Source organism: Paraglaciecola sp. (assembly GCF_039943935.1).
Classification (GTDB): Bacteria; Pseudomonadota; Gammaproteobacteria; order Enterobacterales; family Alteromonadaceae; genus Paraglaciecola.
In genome coordinates this window covers 96,758-113,082 of sequence record NZ_JBDUZQ010000001.1, presented here as the reverse complement: position 1 = coordinate 113,082, position 16,325 = coordinate 96,758, and the positions used below count along the sequence as shown (strand labels likewise).

The window sequence follows — 16,325 nt, the reverse complement described above, 5'->3', positions numbered from 1 at the left end:
TATCGACCTAATTAAATGCATCTGCGCTTTTTTAACTTCTTGGTATTCATTTTATTGCTACTACCGAATTCGGTATACGCGCTAAGTGATGTACAACTGATATCTACAGATGAGGTCATTCAACTTTCATCAAAATTGAAAGTACTAAGGGAAGCAGATACTCAATTAAGTTTACACGACGTTAAAGAACAGAAAAGTCAATTCATTTGGCATCCTGATCACAAACAAAATTATGGATTTTCACATTCTGGTGTGTGGCTATATACTCGTTTAAACAATGTGACAGACGTTAGTGACTGGGTGATCGACCTTGGCTATGCACAGATAGATAAAGTAGATATTTATGTAATATCCGATGACAAGCTAATCGCTCAAACAAATCAAGGAAAATTACGAGCAAACGCCACGTACCGTTTTCCAACCTTACATGTATCTTTACCTTACGCTCAACCCGTAGAGGTATTTATACGCCTTGAAAGCCAACACTCTAGCCTAATTGCACCTATCGATTTACAGACGGCTGACAAGCACGCAGATGCGCTATTGTTTGATAACCTTTTTTGGGGAGTATTCTACGGCGGCTTACTCATGCTTGCCTTCTATAATCTGATGCTTTTTTTATGGATTAAAGACAGTAGTTTATTCGCATTTATCGGTTACACCATTGCGATTGTAGTATGGCAATTTGTTTGGGGAGGACATGTACATCAAGTTGTATCACCTACAATTTCAATTTGGATATGTGCACACACTGATTTGATATTTGTATTATTAGGTGTTGGTTCAGGAATTTTCACTTTAAATTTCTTAGAAAGCAGGCAAAAAGCGCTTTATTCATATTTATTAATCCGTGTGTTTTTGGGTGTATTTATTGTTTTAGCCCTAGTGTCTATTTTTAATATTTTGGAACCAATTTGGCTAATGCTAACGGTGTTACTTACCTATGTATCTTCAACTGTTACATACACTTATGCTGGGTTTGAAAACAAAAGAAAGAACATTGATGCTGTTATATATTTTATTGCCGCATGGTTGCTCTTTGATTTTTGCATGTTGATTGGATTAGGCAGCTTACTGTCCCTTTATCCGTCAAATATGATCACTGCTTACGCTTTTCAGATCGGGCTATTTTCACAAGCAGGTTTGTTTTCATTAGCGCTAGTGAGTAAAAGTCGACATAAGCTGGAAGAAGACATTGAACAAGCAACCGACGATTTACGTAATAATATTGAGTTGGTTGAAGAGCAAAATGTACGGTTAGATATCGCTAGAAAAGATGCCATAGAAGCCAGCCATGTCAAATCTCAATTTTTGGCAAACATGAGTCACGAAATTCGTACCCCACTAAATGCCATTCTTGGGTTTAGTAAAGAGCTTCACTCAGAGTCTTTACCGCCAGAACGACAAGAACAAGTTAACATTATAAATGCAGCGGCTGACAACCTACTCAGCATAGTAAATGATGTACTCGATTTTTCTAAAATTGAAGCTAAAAAACTAAAAATTAACAATCACCCCTTCTCTCCCACCGCCATATTAGAAGACATGGTAAGTATTATGGCGAAATCAGCCCATCTAAAAAACCTAGAGTTTATTTATGATGCTGATCCTTTACCCGAAAAGCTAATAGGAGATAGTTACAGAATTAAACAAATTCTAAATAACTTACTCGGTAATGCTCTTAAATTTACTGACAATGGATATGTAAAATTATCTGCGGTGGGCTCTGAAAAGGCACACGGTATCTATGAACTGATAATAAAAGTTGAAGATTCTGGAATAGGTATCAGTCGTGGAGATCAAAGAAAGCTATTTGCAGCATTTTCACAAGTAGAAGATGCGCTAAATCGATCCTATCAAGGTACTGGATTGGGGTTAGTGATTTGCCAAGAATTAGTTAATTTAATGCGAGGTGAACTTACGTTAAGGAGTGCTCCTGGAATAGGGAGTACTTTTACCGTTACACTACGAACCAACTTGCTCAACCGTAACCTATCTCTTAATTCAAGTAGTGACTGGGTAAATAAAACTATTTTATATTTTGACCCTTATCCTCAAGCGCGTCACGCTGCAGTTAAGCTATTAAAGAATATGGGCGTAAAAGTAACTGGGGTTGAGTCACTTTTGTATTTACGTCAATTACGAACTCAATATGACTTGGTTTTTGTAAGCGTCCCTAATAATAAAGAAAATATTTTACCAAACATTCTTGAAGCAACTCGTCATTTAAACGCATCAACAACTGTAATGTTATACTCAGGTGAAGGCTCCTTATCTAAAAGAGATGACTTAGCACAATATTTCTCTCACAAAATCCGTTTACCTTTAACCTTAAGAAAACTTAACAGCTTATTGCATGTACCAGAGGAAAGCCCAACCAATAAACTTCAACAAAGATTAGAAATGCTTCCAGCGGCAAGGGTCTTAGCGGTCGATGATATGGAAATTAACTTGCGGCTACTCACTACTTGGTTAAAAAACACCAATTTGCAACTTACATTGGCATTTAGCGGCAGTGATGCCGTTGAACAATGCAAAGAGACTGAGTTTGATCTAATTTTGATGGATGTTCAAATGCCAAACATGGATGGATTGCAAGCTACAAAATTGATAAGGCAAACTAAATTAAATTTAGGCACTCCAATCATTGCCGTAACAGCTCACGTATTTAAAGAAGAACAAGACAAATTACTAGCATCAGGGATGGACGATTATTTACCTAAGCCCATTAATTTATCTGACCTGATTGATTTAATTAAACGCTGGTGTCAAATCGGTGGTTCTAAGGACTCTGAACAGGTTAGCTTTGATTGGGAATTAGCACTAAAACGCACCAATCAAAATGAAGATGCAGCAAAAGATATCTTACAAAAATTTATACAAGAGTTACCAAAGTTAACAGAAGCTATTCTTGTTTCAAGACAAGAACAACTTTACGAAGACATGCTAGCAAAAGTACACCAACTACATGGCGCTTGCTGTTATACCGGCGTTCCGGCGCTACACTCATTATGTGAACAATTAGAAAGTGCTCTAAAAACAAAACATTATGAAGCTGCTTTTTACAAAGCACCTGATTTAAAAACAGAAGCCTTAAATGTACAGCTTTCTGTTGAACAATCTAAGATTTTACAAGACGCAAACACTATAGATTAGTCGGATATAACACTTGTTGCTGACATTGCTGTAACAAGGCAACAAACTCATGTTCCGGTCTATCTAATTCTGACACAGGTATATATAAATCATATCCTAACCGTTGTCGTAACTTAGTCATTCGGTTAGCGAACATCCCCTGAATACCCTTATAGGTTTTACCCTGAGCATGTTTATAAACATCATCTTCAAGTAATTCATCACTATAACAGTTACCGGTAGCGCAGTTTTCCGACTCAGATGGCATATTGTGAAACAACAAAGGGCGTTGCTCCATAAGAATATTACTCATTAAACGAGGTGACATATTCTCTAATAAAAGAGAGTAATCTTTTACCTTAATGGCAACCATGTGTAAGTTTTTTCTTTCTAGACCAGATGTAACAAGGGGAACATCAATTCTTTGAATACTATTCCAAGGCAAAGTCCAATGTCCGTTTTTATGGTGATAACAAATGCATGTTTTGGTTAACAAAAAGCTAAACTGAGGTTCTCGATATTTAACCCAAGCAATCAAAAAAGCAATAATAGAGGCACTTAACAAAAAGATCCCAACCAAATAAAATGACTCAGGTAATGCGGCCAACATAACAACAGATAGCACAAATAAGCCTAGTCCAATTAAGCCAGTGACAATGACATTGCGTTTACCATGGCTACGAATTTCAATTACGTCTTCCATTACTACCCCCAGACAAGCATATAAATAACGCACACAAAAACGGCCCAAACAACCATAGCGCGGAGCCTTTTGCATTTAATACAATCTGTTTCCCACCAAAACGGTGTTTTGCGTTTAGAGCTCATAGTAAAGATTACCTTTGAATATCTACCTTATCCTATCAAGCATAAATTCAATTGACTAATCACTGAAAAATAAAAAGGTTTCGCTATCGATTAAAAACGGAGGGAATTAATACTGAAAGAGATAAAAATGAAAGTAACAGATTAAAATATCTGAAACCTAAAAAGTAGAAAAAATAGCCCGACTGGCGAGCTATTTGCTCAGGGTTGTATTGTTAGAACTTAACAAATTACTTTTCATTTGATAAAAAAGAATGCACTTTAGTCGCTTCGCGCTCTTTAGAAAAAGACACTAAATCAACACCATTACAACGCATGCCATTAGCAGCAGTTAATCGTTTCAATACACGTTTTGAAGAGCCAGCAACAACACCGATACGACTAGTTAAACTGCGCTCTAACATTTTAACGTCATCTTTTACTACAGCTTCACACAAATCTTGATAATTTAAATCACCAACATATTTTACTTTTTCATCATTACCCATTTTAGCGTTTGCTCCCAAAGCAGCAAATACTAGAGATAAAGCGATTATCTTTTTCATTTCATTTCACCCTACATAAGTTAAAACATTCGGTTTGTACGACGCTTAGCCGCAATTAATTAACTCCTGTTTTGAATGAAAATACTGTTTTATTATTGTTTTTAGTAAGTGAATATCATGTAAAAAGTAACATTACACTTTCATAGAAAACATAACGTACTGATATTATTATATTTTACATAAAACATTATTCTAAAAAGAAATATAAAACCAACATTTCAGAAATAATAATTCTATAAAAATCTAAGGTAATTATATTTAGATCGGCATAAAAACCATAATTAACAAAAATTAACAAACTTTTGTTAATTATGAGTACAAATACTACCTGCTCAAAAACATACTAAAGTTAATATTCGGCCAACCCTTATGTATTACTTGTAATAGGTACTCCGATATTTACTCTAAATTAAATACATAATAAGAGAGACGCCAAGTTACCTAAAGATTATAATTCCTTGAAAATTTCACCTGCAACTTTAACTATGACTAACACTTACAAACTTCTCCCTGAGTGGGTTAAACAAGAAGCGGTCTTACTTGCATGGCCAGATAAAAAAACAGATTGGCAACCTTGGCTAAGTCAAATAAGAGACGTTTATTTAACGATTATTAGCACTTTAAATTTAGCCAATACGCCTGTCATATTGTTAGTCAGGCAGAACGAAATAGAATCCTGTCATCGTTTACTTTCAGCAGATACAAAGGCCTTAAAGGTATTACTTGTTGCTGCTGATTATAATGATACCTGGCTTAGGGATTATGGATTTTTAAGCCTTTCAAACGGAGAGTCAGTTCACCCTGTGGAGTTCAGGTTTAATGGCTGGGGTGAAAAGTTCAATGCAGACAAAGACAATGAAATTAACCGCTTGGCGCTGCAGCCTCTATGTCAAAAGTATATTCGAAATATAGGCCTTGTTTTAGAAGGAGGGGCGATTGAAATTGACCAAGATGGGCACTTAATATCCACTGCTCTCTGTCTACAGAATCCAAAACGTAATGGAAATAAAACCCTAGCTGAATATAAGGAAGACTTTGCATCTAACCTGGGGGCAACGAGTAGCACTATTTTCGAGCACGGCCACCTAGAAGGCGATGACACAGATGGCCATATAGATACGTTAGTACGGTTTACAGCAGCTAATGGCTTAGTCATTCAAACTGCTTTTAATGATCCAGAGGATCCACATTTTAAGGGTTTACATAATTTATTATTAGAATGTGAAGCGGCTTTTCCACGACATCAAATATTTGAATTACCTTTACCCAATATAGTCAATAACGAAGGGGACAGGTTGCCTGCATCTTATGCTAACTTTCTCATATCTAATAAACATATTTTGTGTCCAGTTTACCAACAGCCGGAAGATGAGCTTGCCTTAGATATCATAAAAAGTGCTTATCCAAACTTTAAAATAATCGGAATTAACTGCCTGCCTTTGGTTCAACAATTTGGTAGTTTACACTGCATAACCATGCAGGTGCCAGAAGGGGTACTTAAGCCTGAAATTTTACATAGCGTCTCAAATGGAGTCTTTATATATGAATCAGCATAATCTTAAAGTAGGCGTTGTCCAGCAAGCCATCAAAAACAACAATAAGCAAGAAAACTGGCTGCGTAGTAGTGAACAAATCACATCACTGGCAGAGCAAGGCTGCGAACTCGTTTTGCTACAAGAGCTACACAGCACACTATACTTTTGTCAGCAAGAAGACACCAATAACTTTGATTTAGCTGAACCTATTCCTGGGCCTGCGACTGAGTACTTTGCAGCACTAGCAGCTAAGTTGAATATCGTCTTAATTACCTCTTTGTTTGAAAAGCGGGGCTCAGGGCTTTACCACAACACAGCCGTTGTGTTTGACCGAGCCTTAGGGTTAGTAGGAAAGTATCGTAAAATGCATATTCCAGATGACCCCGGTTTTTATGAGAAATTTTATTTTACACCAGGCGATATGGGGTTTGAGCCTATTCAAACCAGTGTTGGTAAGCTAGGTGTGCTTGTATGTTGGGATCAATGGTATCCAGAAGCCGCAAGGTTAATGGCTATGGCGGGCGCAGATATGTTGTTTTATCCAACGGCAATAGGGTGGGACAAAAACGATACGCCAGAAGAACAAAGCCGCCAGCATGATGCATGGGAAACCATTCAGCGCTCCCATGCTGTAGCAAACTCAATTCCCGTTATCGTGGCAAATAGAACTGGCTTTGAAGCATCGCCTGTAGCGGAAGATCCGGGCATTCAATTTTGGGGGCAAAGTTTTGTTGTTGGCCCTCAAGGTGAAATACTTGCGAAAGCCAGTGATGACTTGGAAGAGAACTTAATTGTTGAAATAGACTTACAAAGAACAGAGCAAATAAAAAGAATTTGGCCTTACTTTAGAGATCGTAGAATTGATGCATACAATGACATAACTAAGCGCTGGCGTGATTAACTACTTACACCCTACACCATTATTTAAATGGCATAGGGACCCAAGCTAATCGAAGATGTTTTATATTAAGCCTTAGCGCTGGGTCGGTTGCTCACTAGGTCGTACCAACGTTTCAAATTAGGATGTTTTTCAGTTAGCTGAATATTAACGACCCGAGCAAAATCCAAAGCACATAAAGCCGTTATGTCAGCAATACTGTAATAGTCACCAGCGATATATTCAGACTCAGCTAACCGTCTCTCTAAGACATTGAGAAATCCAGTAGCATTTTTACCTGCAACTTCACCATACTCTTTAACAGGTGTCATACGGTCTTTAAAATACCCAGTGCTATGTTGAAAGCACATGCCAACCTGTCCAAAAAAGTACAATTCGACTTGCCTATGCCACATATCTATTTGCGCTTTTTCTAAGGCAGTGGCCCCCATTAAGCTTGGCTCAGGTTGAATTTCTTCAAAATACCGACAGATAGATGCACCTTCACTGATACATGCCCCATCGTCTAATTCCAGTATGGGAATTTTTCCAACAGGGTTCTTAGTAAGCATCTCTGTAGACAAATTTTCACCTTTTTGGAGATCGACCTGAACATATTCCATGGGGATGGCTTTTTCTGCTAAAAATATCCTCACTCGTCTTGGCGATGGTGCTGTTTTAGCATCGTAAATTTTCATCTATTAATCTTCCTATTCTGCGTTATTTTCAACCTATTGCTGATAACGAACTAATAAAATAGCGTAGTGAGGGAGCTATGACTAATTTTGCGTTTTTTCCCAAGCTGCTAACTTCTCTTTGCTATAATTCTTAATATCCTGATGCTTATGGTTTACCCACCACATTTCCATGATGCGAACATTTTTCTCATTACTCTTGTAAAACAAGTCAAAAATATCGCCTACAAATGGAATGAGGCCAATTAGAAAGTCAATGACAATGTTTTTTAACATTTTAAAAATCAAATACTTAGGCACGCCAATTTTACTGGCCAAGCGAACTATATTTAATGATACAGCGACCATAATGACATCTCCAATTACTGGAATTAAGCCAATAATAAAGTCTAATCCTAATCTAATACCTATCACTGGAATATGTATTTTATTATCACTTAAATTAGCCAGAGCTTGAGCTTTAAGAAGCTCCGTAGGAGCACAAAAATCACCCTGCATATGTTAGCCTATATTTTGTAAAATTTGGCCACAGAACCATGCCATATAGGTTCCTACTGTGTAGCCTAATACCGCCAGCATAACTGCCACAGGAGCTAAAGATGGGTGAAAGGCCGAGGCAACAATTGGCGCTGATGCTGCACCACCTACATTCGCTTGACTACCAATAGCCATATAAAACAGTGGAGCTTTTATCAACTTAGCAACAATCAACATCATAGAAGCGTGAATTATCATCCAAATCGCACCGATTACGAAAAACACAGGCTCTTCTATAATCATAGTCACATCCATCTTCATACCAATGGTCGCAATCAATATATACAAAAATACAGAACCTAATTTAGAGGCTCCAACACTCTCTAGTCTCCTAGCTTTTGTGAAAGAAAGTGCAATACCAACCGTACTTGAAAAGATAATCATCCAGAAAAATTTACTGTGGAAACTAAACTTCGCTAGATTTGGAAACTGCTCAACGAAATATGGGGTGATATTGTCTGCAAAAAGGTGTGCAGCCCCAGTCACCCCAAAAGCCACTGCGGCAATTAACATTAAATCGGCAACGGTTGGTATCCTGGCATGTTTTGCCTCAAAGCTACTCACTTTGTCTTTCAACTCATCAATTGCTGACGTGTCAGCACCCGTTTTAGCATCAATGGTTTTAGCATTAGCCGCCATCACTAGTAACACAGCCATCCATAAATTAGCCACAATAATATCTACTGTAACCATGGCTGAAAACATCTGGTCTCCTGCACCATAAATCTCTTTCATGGCAGCTTGGTTAGCGCTTCCTCCAATCCAACTACCCGCTACGGTAGTCATACCTCGCCAAACGGCTTGAGGTCCGTCAACACCAACTAAGTCAGGCACAAAAGCAGCCACAATTAATAACGCAATCGGCCCACCAATGACGATCCCTAATGTACCAGTAAAAAACAGAATAACCGCTTTACTGCCTAGCTTAGAAATCGCCTTTAAATCCACGCTAAGGGTTAGTAAAACCAAGCATGCCGGTAATAAATAACGGGATGCCACAAAATAAAGCTGTGACTCTTCTCCATCAATTAACCCAAAAGTGTTTAACAATGAAGGCAAGAAATAACAAAGTAAAACTGAAGGCACAAACATATAAAATTTACGCCAAAAAGAGGCCACACTACCGGCGGTATAAAAAACTAAACCAAGTAGAATGGCCAAAATCCCCATTATGGTAGCGTCGTTTGTGAATAATGGAGTATGAGCTATTGCTTGCTCTGTAATTGTGAGTGTTGACATGAACGATTCCTGTTTTGCGATCGCATTATCCTTAAAATTTAACGCGACTTTTATAATTATTTTTTTATAACAAACCACCAAAAAGCAGCCACTGCATTAACGTTATGTTAACACAAGCCTTACGTAACAGGAGGCATGGTAATATTTAATCTTGTAAAAATTGGGACGATAGCAATCACCCTGCACCCATTGCCTTTGATAATACACTTCTTTGAGTAGTGTCTTCTGGTACTGACAACCAACCACTGAGGTTACCAACCAAAATATGGTGCAAAGCTTCGATATGTTGTGCATCTGCATTTAGGGCATCTATATATTCGTATCTTTCTCCACCTGCTTCCAAAAAATAATCTCTGTTTTCTTCACCAATTTCCTCAATAGTTTCTAAACAATCAGCAGAAAATCCAGGACACACAACTTGGACAGACTTAACTCCTTGAGCCGGGAATGATTTTAATGACTCATCGGTGTAAGGTGTAAGCCACTCCTCACGACCAAAGCGAGATTGAAAGCTTGTAAAATATTCATTCTTGTTTAAACCCAAATTTTCAGCAATTAAGCGAGAGGTTTTATGGCACTCGCAATGATAAGGGTCACCTTTCAATAAATACCTTTTAGGAATACCGTGATAACTAAAAACAAGTTTGTTTGCCTTACCGTTTACTTTCCAGTGCTCACGAATTTTCTCAGACACAGCTTCAATATATCCATCATTATCGTGGTAATGAGTTATGAACCTTAGCTCTGGCATCCAGCGCTTCTTCATAAAATGTTGCGCTACAGCATCAAAAGTCGATGCTGTGGTTGATGCACAATATTGTGGATACAAAGGTAATACTAATAACTTTCTGACACCTTGTTGCTGCATTTTGTCTACCACAGAGTTAATTGATGGCGAGCCATAGCGCATAGCAAACTCCACCACAATATGGTCACCATACTCTGAAACTAACTTTTCTCTAATCGCATTTGCTTGGTCTTCAGTGTGAAATAATAATGGTGAGCCCCGCTCAGTCCATACTCCAGAATAGGCTTTGGCAGAACGACTAGGCCGAATATTTAAAATAACAAAGTTCAATATCATCCACCAAATAAGCCTGGGCACCTCTACAACTCGCGGGTCAGATAAAAACTCTTTTAGGTAGCGTCTAAGTTCTGCTTTTTTGGGGGCATCTGGAGTGCCTAAATTGGTGACTAACACACCAACTTTATCTCTTTGGCTGTGACTAAACGAAGGGTTGCCTTGATATTTCATGAAAAAGCTCTCGATAAAGCCAAAGGCAAACCAGCCCTGACTCAACATATAATGTCTGAAAATACGATTAGCATAGCATTTTGGACCATTGCAGATAAAAATCAATTAGATATCTAGTTTATTGAGCCCTATTTTTTACTCTAATGGCAACAAAATCAGTATGATTTTAGATGAAACATGTGCATCATTAGACTATCGATGCACTAAGGAACTTGAATTAAAGTAGAGGGTTACAGCATGGCGAATAAAAAAAGTAATGTAGATAGTCAATCACATCTAGGCTCAGAATTAGATAGCCTCAGAGATATAGTTTTTGGCGCAGCAAAAAATGAGATTGAACTACGAATTTCTGCTTTAGAACAACACACTCAAGATAGCTTTAAGAAAATGGAACTTTTAGTTGAAACAAATACAAAGTCTTTACATACAAGTATGCAAGATGGGTTTAATCAGTTAGAAGATAAGCTCGCGTTAGCTGACCAAGGGCAAGAACAAAAGTCAGCAGAGCTTAATGCTTATGCCGACAAAATTTCCTCAGAGTTAGAAATGGCTGAAACAAACAACAAACAAGAAGCGGACGAGCTACATAAAAGAATCGACAGTGAAGTAAACGAACTGACTGTTAAGTTCAACCATCAACTTGAAGAAGCGCTGGCAAAACTGACACAGGTATCTTCAGAGTTAAATTCAAGTAAAACAGACCGTAAAACCCTCGCTAAACTATTAGCAACCGTTGCTTCTAATCTTGAAACTGGCGACGACGAGTAGTAACAAGAATGCCAGATAACAAGGAAGCATCATCACAACAGCTTGAGCAACAAATGCATAAGTTGCGTGAGATAGTGTTAGGTGCTGACGGTCAGCACGTTACTGAAAAACTACATAAAAATGCAAGAGGCATTGTAAGTGACGTTTTATCAGAAGCCTTACATGATCGAGAAAAATTAGATGGCTCTGTTAATACCGTACTACTTCCACTTGTCGAGAAGTCTGTTGAAACCTCTATTGTTAATCATAGTCAACAATTTGTAGGCTATCTATACCCTCTAGTCGGTAGCTTAGTTCGTAAATCTGTCACGGCATTCATTACTGAATTTTTAGAAAAAACCAATACACTCTTAGAAAATAGTTTCACGATTAAAGGACTCAAATGGCGATTTAAAGCATGGCAGTCAGGTGTCAGCTTTTCCCAATATGCGGCTAGTCAAACCTTCGCGTTTCGAGTAGAGCAAGTTTTCTTGATTCACAGTGAAACAGGCTTGTTATTGAATTCAGTATCTTATGGCTTAGATACAGGGACAGATCCTGACTTAATGTCGTCAATGCTAACGGCAATAAATGATTTTGTTTCAGATTCATTTAAACCTAATCAAGACTCTAGCGAACAACACTTAAACGTTATTCGTACTAGTGATTTTTCTTTATTGATTAAGCCTGGGCCTAAGGCCGTTGTTGTGGCATCTATTACAGGAAATATGCCGCAAGGTGTGGCAAACCAACTACAGCAAACTTTAGAAGAAATTCACAGCCTCTACGACCAAGAATTAACAAGCTTTAATGGCGACGCTGTGCCATTTGAACATACACAAAATCAATTGCGAACTTGTTTAATTTCAGAGCTAAAACCAGAGCATCAAGGTAAAAAGAAAAAACCTTGGTTTGCCTGGGTAGTGGTAATCATCTTTTTGAGTGGTATTGGGTACCTTTTTGCAAAGCAATGGCAAGCCTATAGCTTATTAGAAAAAGTAAAACTAATAGACAATGAACCTGGTATTTTGATTACCGATATCTCTACGTTTGGTTTAAATAAAGTACAGTTGAATGTGCTAAGAGATCCTACAGCACAACCTATTAGCGAGTGGTTACAGAAGCAGAATATTACTCAGCAACATTTGCAGATAAAAGAAAGGGCGTTTTTATCCTTAGAACCCAGTCTAGTGAAAGCTAAAGTAATGAACGTGTTAAAAAAATTCCCTAATATAAAAATAGATTGGACGATGAAACAGCCTAATTTTACAGGAACAATTGCCATATCTGAACAACGAAGACTAGAAACAGATTTACGAGCTATCGCTGGGCTTAACTTTCAAAGCGATTGGATGAATGCGTTATCTATAGAAGTTGTTGACACAAACCCTGTAGAAGATATACAGCTAATAAAAGAAATTCTGGATATCAAAATAGCCGAAATAAATAGGCTGCGAATTACATTTGCCTATGGTGAAAGTGAATTATCCCGTAGTGCCGAAAATACGGTATTTTCAATAACACAACATTTCAAAGAGCTTGAGTCATTAGCTCAGAAATTACGCTTGTCCATCAGCCTTATATTAATGGGCACCAGCGATATGTCTGGTGATTCTGAATATAACAAAGTACTGAGTCAAATGCGGGCAGATAGTATAAAGTCTAAATTGCAACAACTAGGAATTGACGAAAAACGCTTGAATGCAATAGGATTAGGTGCAATAGATTTAGATACGTCACAAAAAGACGCACGGATGGTATTAATAAATGTGGTATATTTTAACACCGGCAATCCATAAAATAACGTCGAGTAGATAATGAGAAGTACACAAGGTACAGAGGCCTCAGTATAGCCATGATGCAAAAAAAAATATGTTTACTTGGTTCATCTGGGGTGGGGAAAACCAGTCTAATAAAGCAATATGTTGAAGGTATTTTTTCCGAAAAATACCTTACATCAATTGGCGTTAAAATAGATAAAAAACAAGTAGAAACTGAATCTGGCCAAGTCAAATTGATGATTTGGGACATCGAAGGTATTGATCGTTATTGTGGTTTCCAACCAAAATACCTTAGGGGTGCTGCCGCCTATATTATAGTGTCTGACCAAACCCGATCTCAGTCTTTACTTGAAGGTGTTGAGATTCAAAAAATGATAAAAGAAGTAACCGATATTCCTGGGATATTAGCCATTAATAAATCTGATTTACCAGAAGTTTGGCATTGGAGCGATAAAGAAGTTGAAGAAATCCAAAGTGGTTATGAAAAAACTTTCCATACTAGTGCTAAAACGGGTCAGAATGTAGAAACCATGTTCAATCACCTAGCTCAACTAATAGCAGAGTAAAATAAAGCATGGACGCATCACTTCTTAAAACATTGGATTTGCTGGATTGTATTATTATTCAGCGGTTGAGCACAAATGAATTTGAAGTGTTGTATACATCCAATAGATGGGCAGCAGAGCTTTTACCTGAAGCAGTAGGGATATTTAACTTTAGTGAAGACTCATCTCCTTACCTGTTAGATTTTTTGACTGACGCAAAAATTCTATGGGAATCAGAAAAAGATGGAAAAATTGATTCCGGTATCTGGTCGGAGCAACTGCCAGACCAGATACTTAGGCTAGAAGCCACCGCTATTTTTAAAGATAATAGACAATTCCTACAAATAAATAAAATAGATACTAGCTTTAAGGAAAAGCAAAAAACGCTACAAATAGCTAGAGAGCTGATGTTTTCAGCAGACAAAATCTCAGAACTGCATGAGCATTTACATGCCAAAATGGATGAATTGCTCAGTGGCCCTTCTCAAACATTTCATTTAAAACAACAGATATCTCAAGCCTTAGAGCAAACAGACTTAGGGGTGGCAATACTGACTCCTGAATTACAATTGGTAAAGAGTAACCCAGCTTTAAAAGTTCTATTCACTGACTCAAATGTAAAAATGAACTTACCCGAAGATAGGTTAGTGATTGAGCTATTTAGAACTCAATACCCAGAGTGCGAGCGAGTTTTTTCAACTGGCAGCACGTGGACTGGAGAGCTTTATTGGTTAAACCCACCGAGATATGGAAAATGGTTAAAGATGACCATACATCCAATAATGTCTGCTGATCAGGTTATACAATACTGGCTATTGAGCGTAAGTGATATAACTCAAATTAAGTTTCTACTAAAACGTAATGAAAAATTAGTTCACTTTGATGCGGTTACGGACTTACCAAATCGACAATTTTTTTGGAGAAAGCTTGAAGAAAAAGTAAACCAAGGTTTCCCTTTTTGTTTGTTGTATTGTGATATAAAAAACTTCAAACGTATTAATGAATTGTATGGTCATCAAATTGGTGATCAAGTCATTAAGGAGCTAGCCAGTCGGCTTAAATCGATTACCCAAGGAAATGATTTACTATCTCGAATTGGTGGCACAGAATTCGCCGTAATAGTAAATTTAAAAGAAGGGAATCCTAATCAATATGTAAAATATCAAGAACAATGTTCAAAAATTGCAGAAGAATTAATCAACACATGTCGTATCCCATTTTACCCAGCATCAGGTCAAAAATGTGAGATAGGGCTAAATGTAGGTGCAGCGAGTTTTCCGTTAGATTCCAGCAATGCGGAAGAGCTTATGAAGTACGCTGATTTAGCTGTATATTCAGCCAAAAAATATAAAAGTCAGAACAGTATTCAGTTCTACTCAAAACAACTTATTGAAGCATCTCGTAAACGTATAGAGATGGAAGATGCATTGCGAGACGCGATTAACAATCAAGAATTTGAAATATTTTTACAGCCAATATTAAACCTGTCTAACAATCAAATTGTAAAAGCAGAAGCTTTAATACGCTGGCGTCAGAATGGAAACGTACTGGTTTCACCTCAAGAGTTTATTCCCCTTGCCGAACAAACAGGTTTAATTATTCCAATTGGAAAGTGGGTTATCAGCGAAGCTTTTAGGCTACTAGCTCAACTTAACGAACAAGGGGAGTCTATTGCTATTTCAATAAATTTGTCTCCCCGTCAAATAAGTGATCGCCAATTATTTGAGTTTATTCAAAATAATGTAGAAAAGTATGAAATAAATGCGCAAAAAGTTGAATTCGAACTAACCGAAGGTGTACTGATAGACAATTATGAAAAGGTACACTTGCTTCTCGAACAAATACACCAATTAGGTATGAAGGTATCTATTGATGACTTTGGAACTGGATATAGCTCTCTATCTTATTTACAAAAACTGCGAATTGACAACATTAAGATAGATAGAGCTTTTATTAAAGAGTTAACGGGATCTAGCAAAGAGGAGGACTTTGCATTAATTCTTGCCATTATATCTATGGCTAAAAGCTTGAATTTAGGAGTCATTGCAGAAGGAGTAGAAACTCAAGTCCAGCGCAACTTCTTAGTCACAAACAATTGCAATGTGGCACAAGGTTATCTATTCAGCCCCCCACTTCCATTCATAGATTTTTGCCAACTACTAAAAAATAAAACTAGATTGCCCCTCTAAGAAAACAAACGTTGCTCTCCTGCTCTGCGCCTTTTGCTTTTAATTACTAGTAACAAAGTGATAAACGCTGGTAAAGCTTGAATATATAGAATGCTTGTTTTAGCAGTAAGCCCACCAAAGATCCCTGCAACAATAATACAAAGTAATAAAAAAACTTTTAAAGTTTGATTACCTGTTATTAATCCTAACAATAACCCTAGTCCCAAAAAACCATTATATAAGCCTTGGTTCATTGCTAATATTTCTGAGGACTTAGCAACCTCCTCGGTCATTGAAAATATTTTATGACCGACGGGATGATTCCAAAAGAACATCTCTAATACTAAAAAACTAAAATGTAGAGCGGCAACAAAAAATGTCATAAAACCAGCAAAGAAACTCATTAAGAAAACCTATTGTAATTTTTATTATGGGATTTAT

At 37.4% G+C, this 16,325-nt stretch carries 14 protein-coding genes; 7 read left to right on the top strand and 7 right to left on the bottom strand.

Going from position 1 to position 16,325, the window contains the following annotated elements; genetic code table 11:
- The first annotated feature begins 54 nt into the window (after positions 1-54).
- A complete protein-coding gene (locus ABJD71_RS00480) occupies positions 55-3,156 on the top strand; it encodes a 7TM diverse intracellular signaling domain-containing protein (RefSeq protein WP_348162902.1) in 3,102 nt (1,033 codons plus the stop codon).
- Here the strand turns inward: ABJD71_RS00480 and ABJD71_RS00475 are convergent.
- Entirely contained in the window at positions 3,146-3,838 is a 693-nt protein-coding gene (locus ABJD71_RS00475) for a DUF2982 domain-containing protein (RefSeq protein ID WP_348162899.1), read from the bottom strand. The genes ABJD71_RS00480 and ABJD71_RS00475 overlap by 11 nt on opposite strands.
- Positions 3,839-4,190: 352 nt before the next feature.
- Complete coding sequence (locus ABJD71_RS00470) at positions 4,191-4,505, bottom strand: hypothetical protein (RefSeq protein ID WP_348162896.1); 315 nt, start codon at positions 4,503-4,505, stop codon at positions 4,191-4,193.
- Between the two features lie 485 nt (positions 4,506-4,990).
- Between ABJD71_RS00470 and ABJD71_RS00465 the strand changes: the two genes are divergently transcribed.
- Both ABJD71_RS00465 and ABJD71_RS00460 read left to right on the top strand, forming a co-directional pair.
- A complete protein-coding gene (locus tag ABJD71_RS00465) occupies positions 4,991-6,061 on the top strand; it encodes an agmatine deiminase family protein (protein ID WP_348163484.1) in 1,071 nt (356 codons plus the stop codon).
- Positions 6,048-6,941, top strand: a complete 894-nt coding sequence (locus tag ABJD71_RS00460; RefSeq protein ID WP_348162894.1) for a carbon-nitrogen hydrolase — start codon at positions 6,048-6,050, stop codon at positions 6,939-6,941. The genes ABJD71_RS00465 and ABJD71_RS00460 overlap by 14 nt, the downstream gene beginning before the upstream one ends.
- A gap of 65 nt (positions 6,942-7,006) precedes the next feature.
- Here ABJD71_RS00460 and ABJD71_RS00455 read toward each other — a convergent pair whose 3' ends face one another.
- The 4 genes from ABJD71_RS00455 to hemH form a co-directional block, all read right to left on the bottom strand.
- Positions 7,007-7,615: a glutathione S-transferase gene (locus ABJD71_RS00455; RefSeq protein WP_348162891.1), complete on the bottom strand. Its 609-nt coding sequence runs from the start codon at positions 7,613-7,615 to the stop codon at positions 7,007-7,009.
- Between the two features lie 81 nt (positions 7,616-7,696).
- Entirely contained in the window at positions 7,697-8,110 is a 414-nt protein-coding gene (locus ABJD71_RS00450; protein WP_348162888.1) for a DUF4112 domain-containing protein, read from the bottom strand.
- Between the two features lie 3 nt (positions 8,111-8,113).
- The gene (locus tag ABJD71_RS00445; RefSeq protein WP_348162885.1) at positions 8,114-9,388 is read right to left on the bottom strand and encodes a DUF819 family protein; all 1,275 of its coding nucleotides are present in this window, start codon (positions 9,386-9,388) and stop codon (positions 8,114-8,116) included.
- 175 nt (positions 9,389-9,563) lie between these two features.
- Positions 9,564-10,643, bottom strand: coding sequence for a ferrochelatase (hemH, locus tag ABJD71_RS00440; RefSeq protein WP_348162882.1), 1,080 nt, complete (start codon positions 10,641-10,643; stop codon positions 9,564-9,566).
- Positions 10,644-10,880: 237 nt separating this feature from the next.
- On the opposite strand from hemH, the gene ABJD71_RS00435 reads away from it, so the two are divergent.
- From ABJD71_RS00435 to ABJD71_RS00420, 4 genes are read left to right on the top strand one after another with little or no spacing between them, the layout of a single operon-like run.
- Positions 10,881-11,411: a hypothetical protein gene (locus ABJD71_RS00435; protein ID WP_348162879.1), complete on the top strand. Its 531-nt coding sequence runs from the start codon at positions 10,881-10,883 to the stop codon at positions 11,409-11,411.
- An 8-nt stretch (positions 11,412-11,419) separates the two neighbouring features.
- Positions 11,420-13,189 carry an OmpA family protein gene (locus ABJD71_RS00430; protein WP_348162876.1) on the top strand — a complete coding sequence of 590 codons (1,770 nt, stop codon included), beginning with the start codon at positions 11,420-11,422 and terminating at the stop codon, positions 13,187-13,189.
- Positions 13,190-13,245: 56 nt separating this feature from the next.
- Complete coding sequence (locus ABJD71_RS00425; RefSeq protein ID WP_348162873.1) at positions 13,246-13,737, top strand: Rab family GTPase; 492 nt, start codon at positions 13,246-13,248, stop codon at positions 13,735-13,737.
- 8 nt (positions 13,738-13,745) lie between these two features.
- Complete coding sequence (locus tag ABJD71_RS00420) at positions 13,746-15,905, top strand: bifunctional diguanylate cyclase/phosphodiesterase (RefSeq protein WP_348162870.1); 2,160 nt, start codon at positions 13,746-13,748, stop codon at positions 15,903-15,905.
- On the opposite strand, the gene ABJD71_RS00415 is transcribed toward ABJD71_RS00420, so the two are convergent.
- Entirely contained in the window at positions 15,902-16,288 is a 387-nt protein-coding gene (locus tag ABJD71_RS00415; protein ID WP_348162867.1) for a DUF1304 domain-containing protein, read from the bottom strand. The genes ABJD71_RS00420 and ABJD71_RS00415 overlap by 4 nt on opposite strands.
- Between the last annotated feature and the right edge of the window lie 37 nt (positions 16,289-16,325).

Bases quoted from the DNA above. Each gene is read 5' to 3' on its own strand.
- ABJD71_RS00470 (WP_348162896.1), bottom strand. From the start codon at position 4,505: ATGAAAAAGATAATCGCTTTATCTCTAGTATTTGCTGCTTTGGGAGCA.
- ABJD71_RS00420 (WP_348162870.1), top strand. From the start codon at position 13,746: ATGGACGCATCACTTCTTAAAACATTGGATTTGCTGGATTGTATTATT.
- ABJD71_RS00430 (WP_348162876.1), top strand. From the start codon at position 11,420: ATGCCAGATAACAAGGAAGCATCATCACAACAGCTTGAGCAACAAATG.
- ABJD71_RS00465 (WP_348163484.1), top strand. From the start codon at position 4,991: ATGACTAACACTTACAAACTTCTCCCTGAGTGGGTTAAACAAGAAGCG.
- ABJD71_RS00460 (WP_348162894.1), top strand. From the start codon at position 6,048: ATGAATCAGCATAATCTTAAAGTAGGCGTTGTCCAGCAAGCCATCAAA.
- ABJD71_RS00425 (WP_348162873.1), top strand. From the start codon at position 13,246: ATGATGCAAAAAAAAATATGTTTACTTGGTTCATCTGGGGTGGGGAAA.
- ABJD71_RS00415 (WP_348162867.1), bottom strand. From the start codon at position 16,288: ATGAGTTTCTTTGCTGGTTTTATGACATTTTTTGTTGCCGCTCTACAT.
- ABJD71_RS00475 (WP_348162899.1), bottom strand. From the start codon at position 3,838: ATGGAAGACGTAATTGAAATTCGTAGCCATGGTAAACGCAATGTCATT.
- ABJD71_RS00450 (WP_348162888.1), bottom strand. From the start codon at position 8,110: ATGCAGGGTGATTTTTGTGCTCCTACGGAGCTTCTTAAAGCTCAAGCT.
- ABJD71_RS00455 (WP_348162891.1), bottom strand. From the start codon at position 7,615: ATGAAAATTTACGATGCTAAAACAGCACCATCGCCAAGACGAGTGAGG.
- ABJD71_RS00445 (WP_348162885.1), bottom strand. From the start codon at position 9,388: ATGTCAACACTCACAATTACAGAGCAAGCAATAGCTCATACTCCATTA.
- ABJD71_RS00435 (WP_348162879.1), top strand. From the start codon at position 10,881: ATGGCGAATAAAAAAAGTAATGTAGATAGTCAATCACATCTAGGCTCA.
- hemH (WP_348162882.1), bottom strand. From the start codon at position 10,643: ATGAAATATCAAGGCAACCCTTCGTTTAGTCACAGCCAAAGAGATAAA.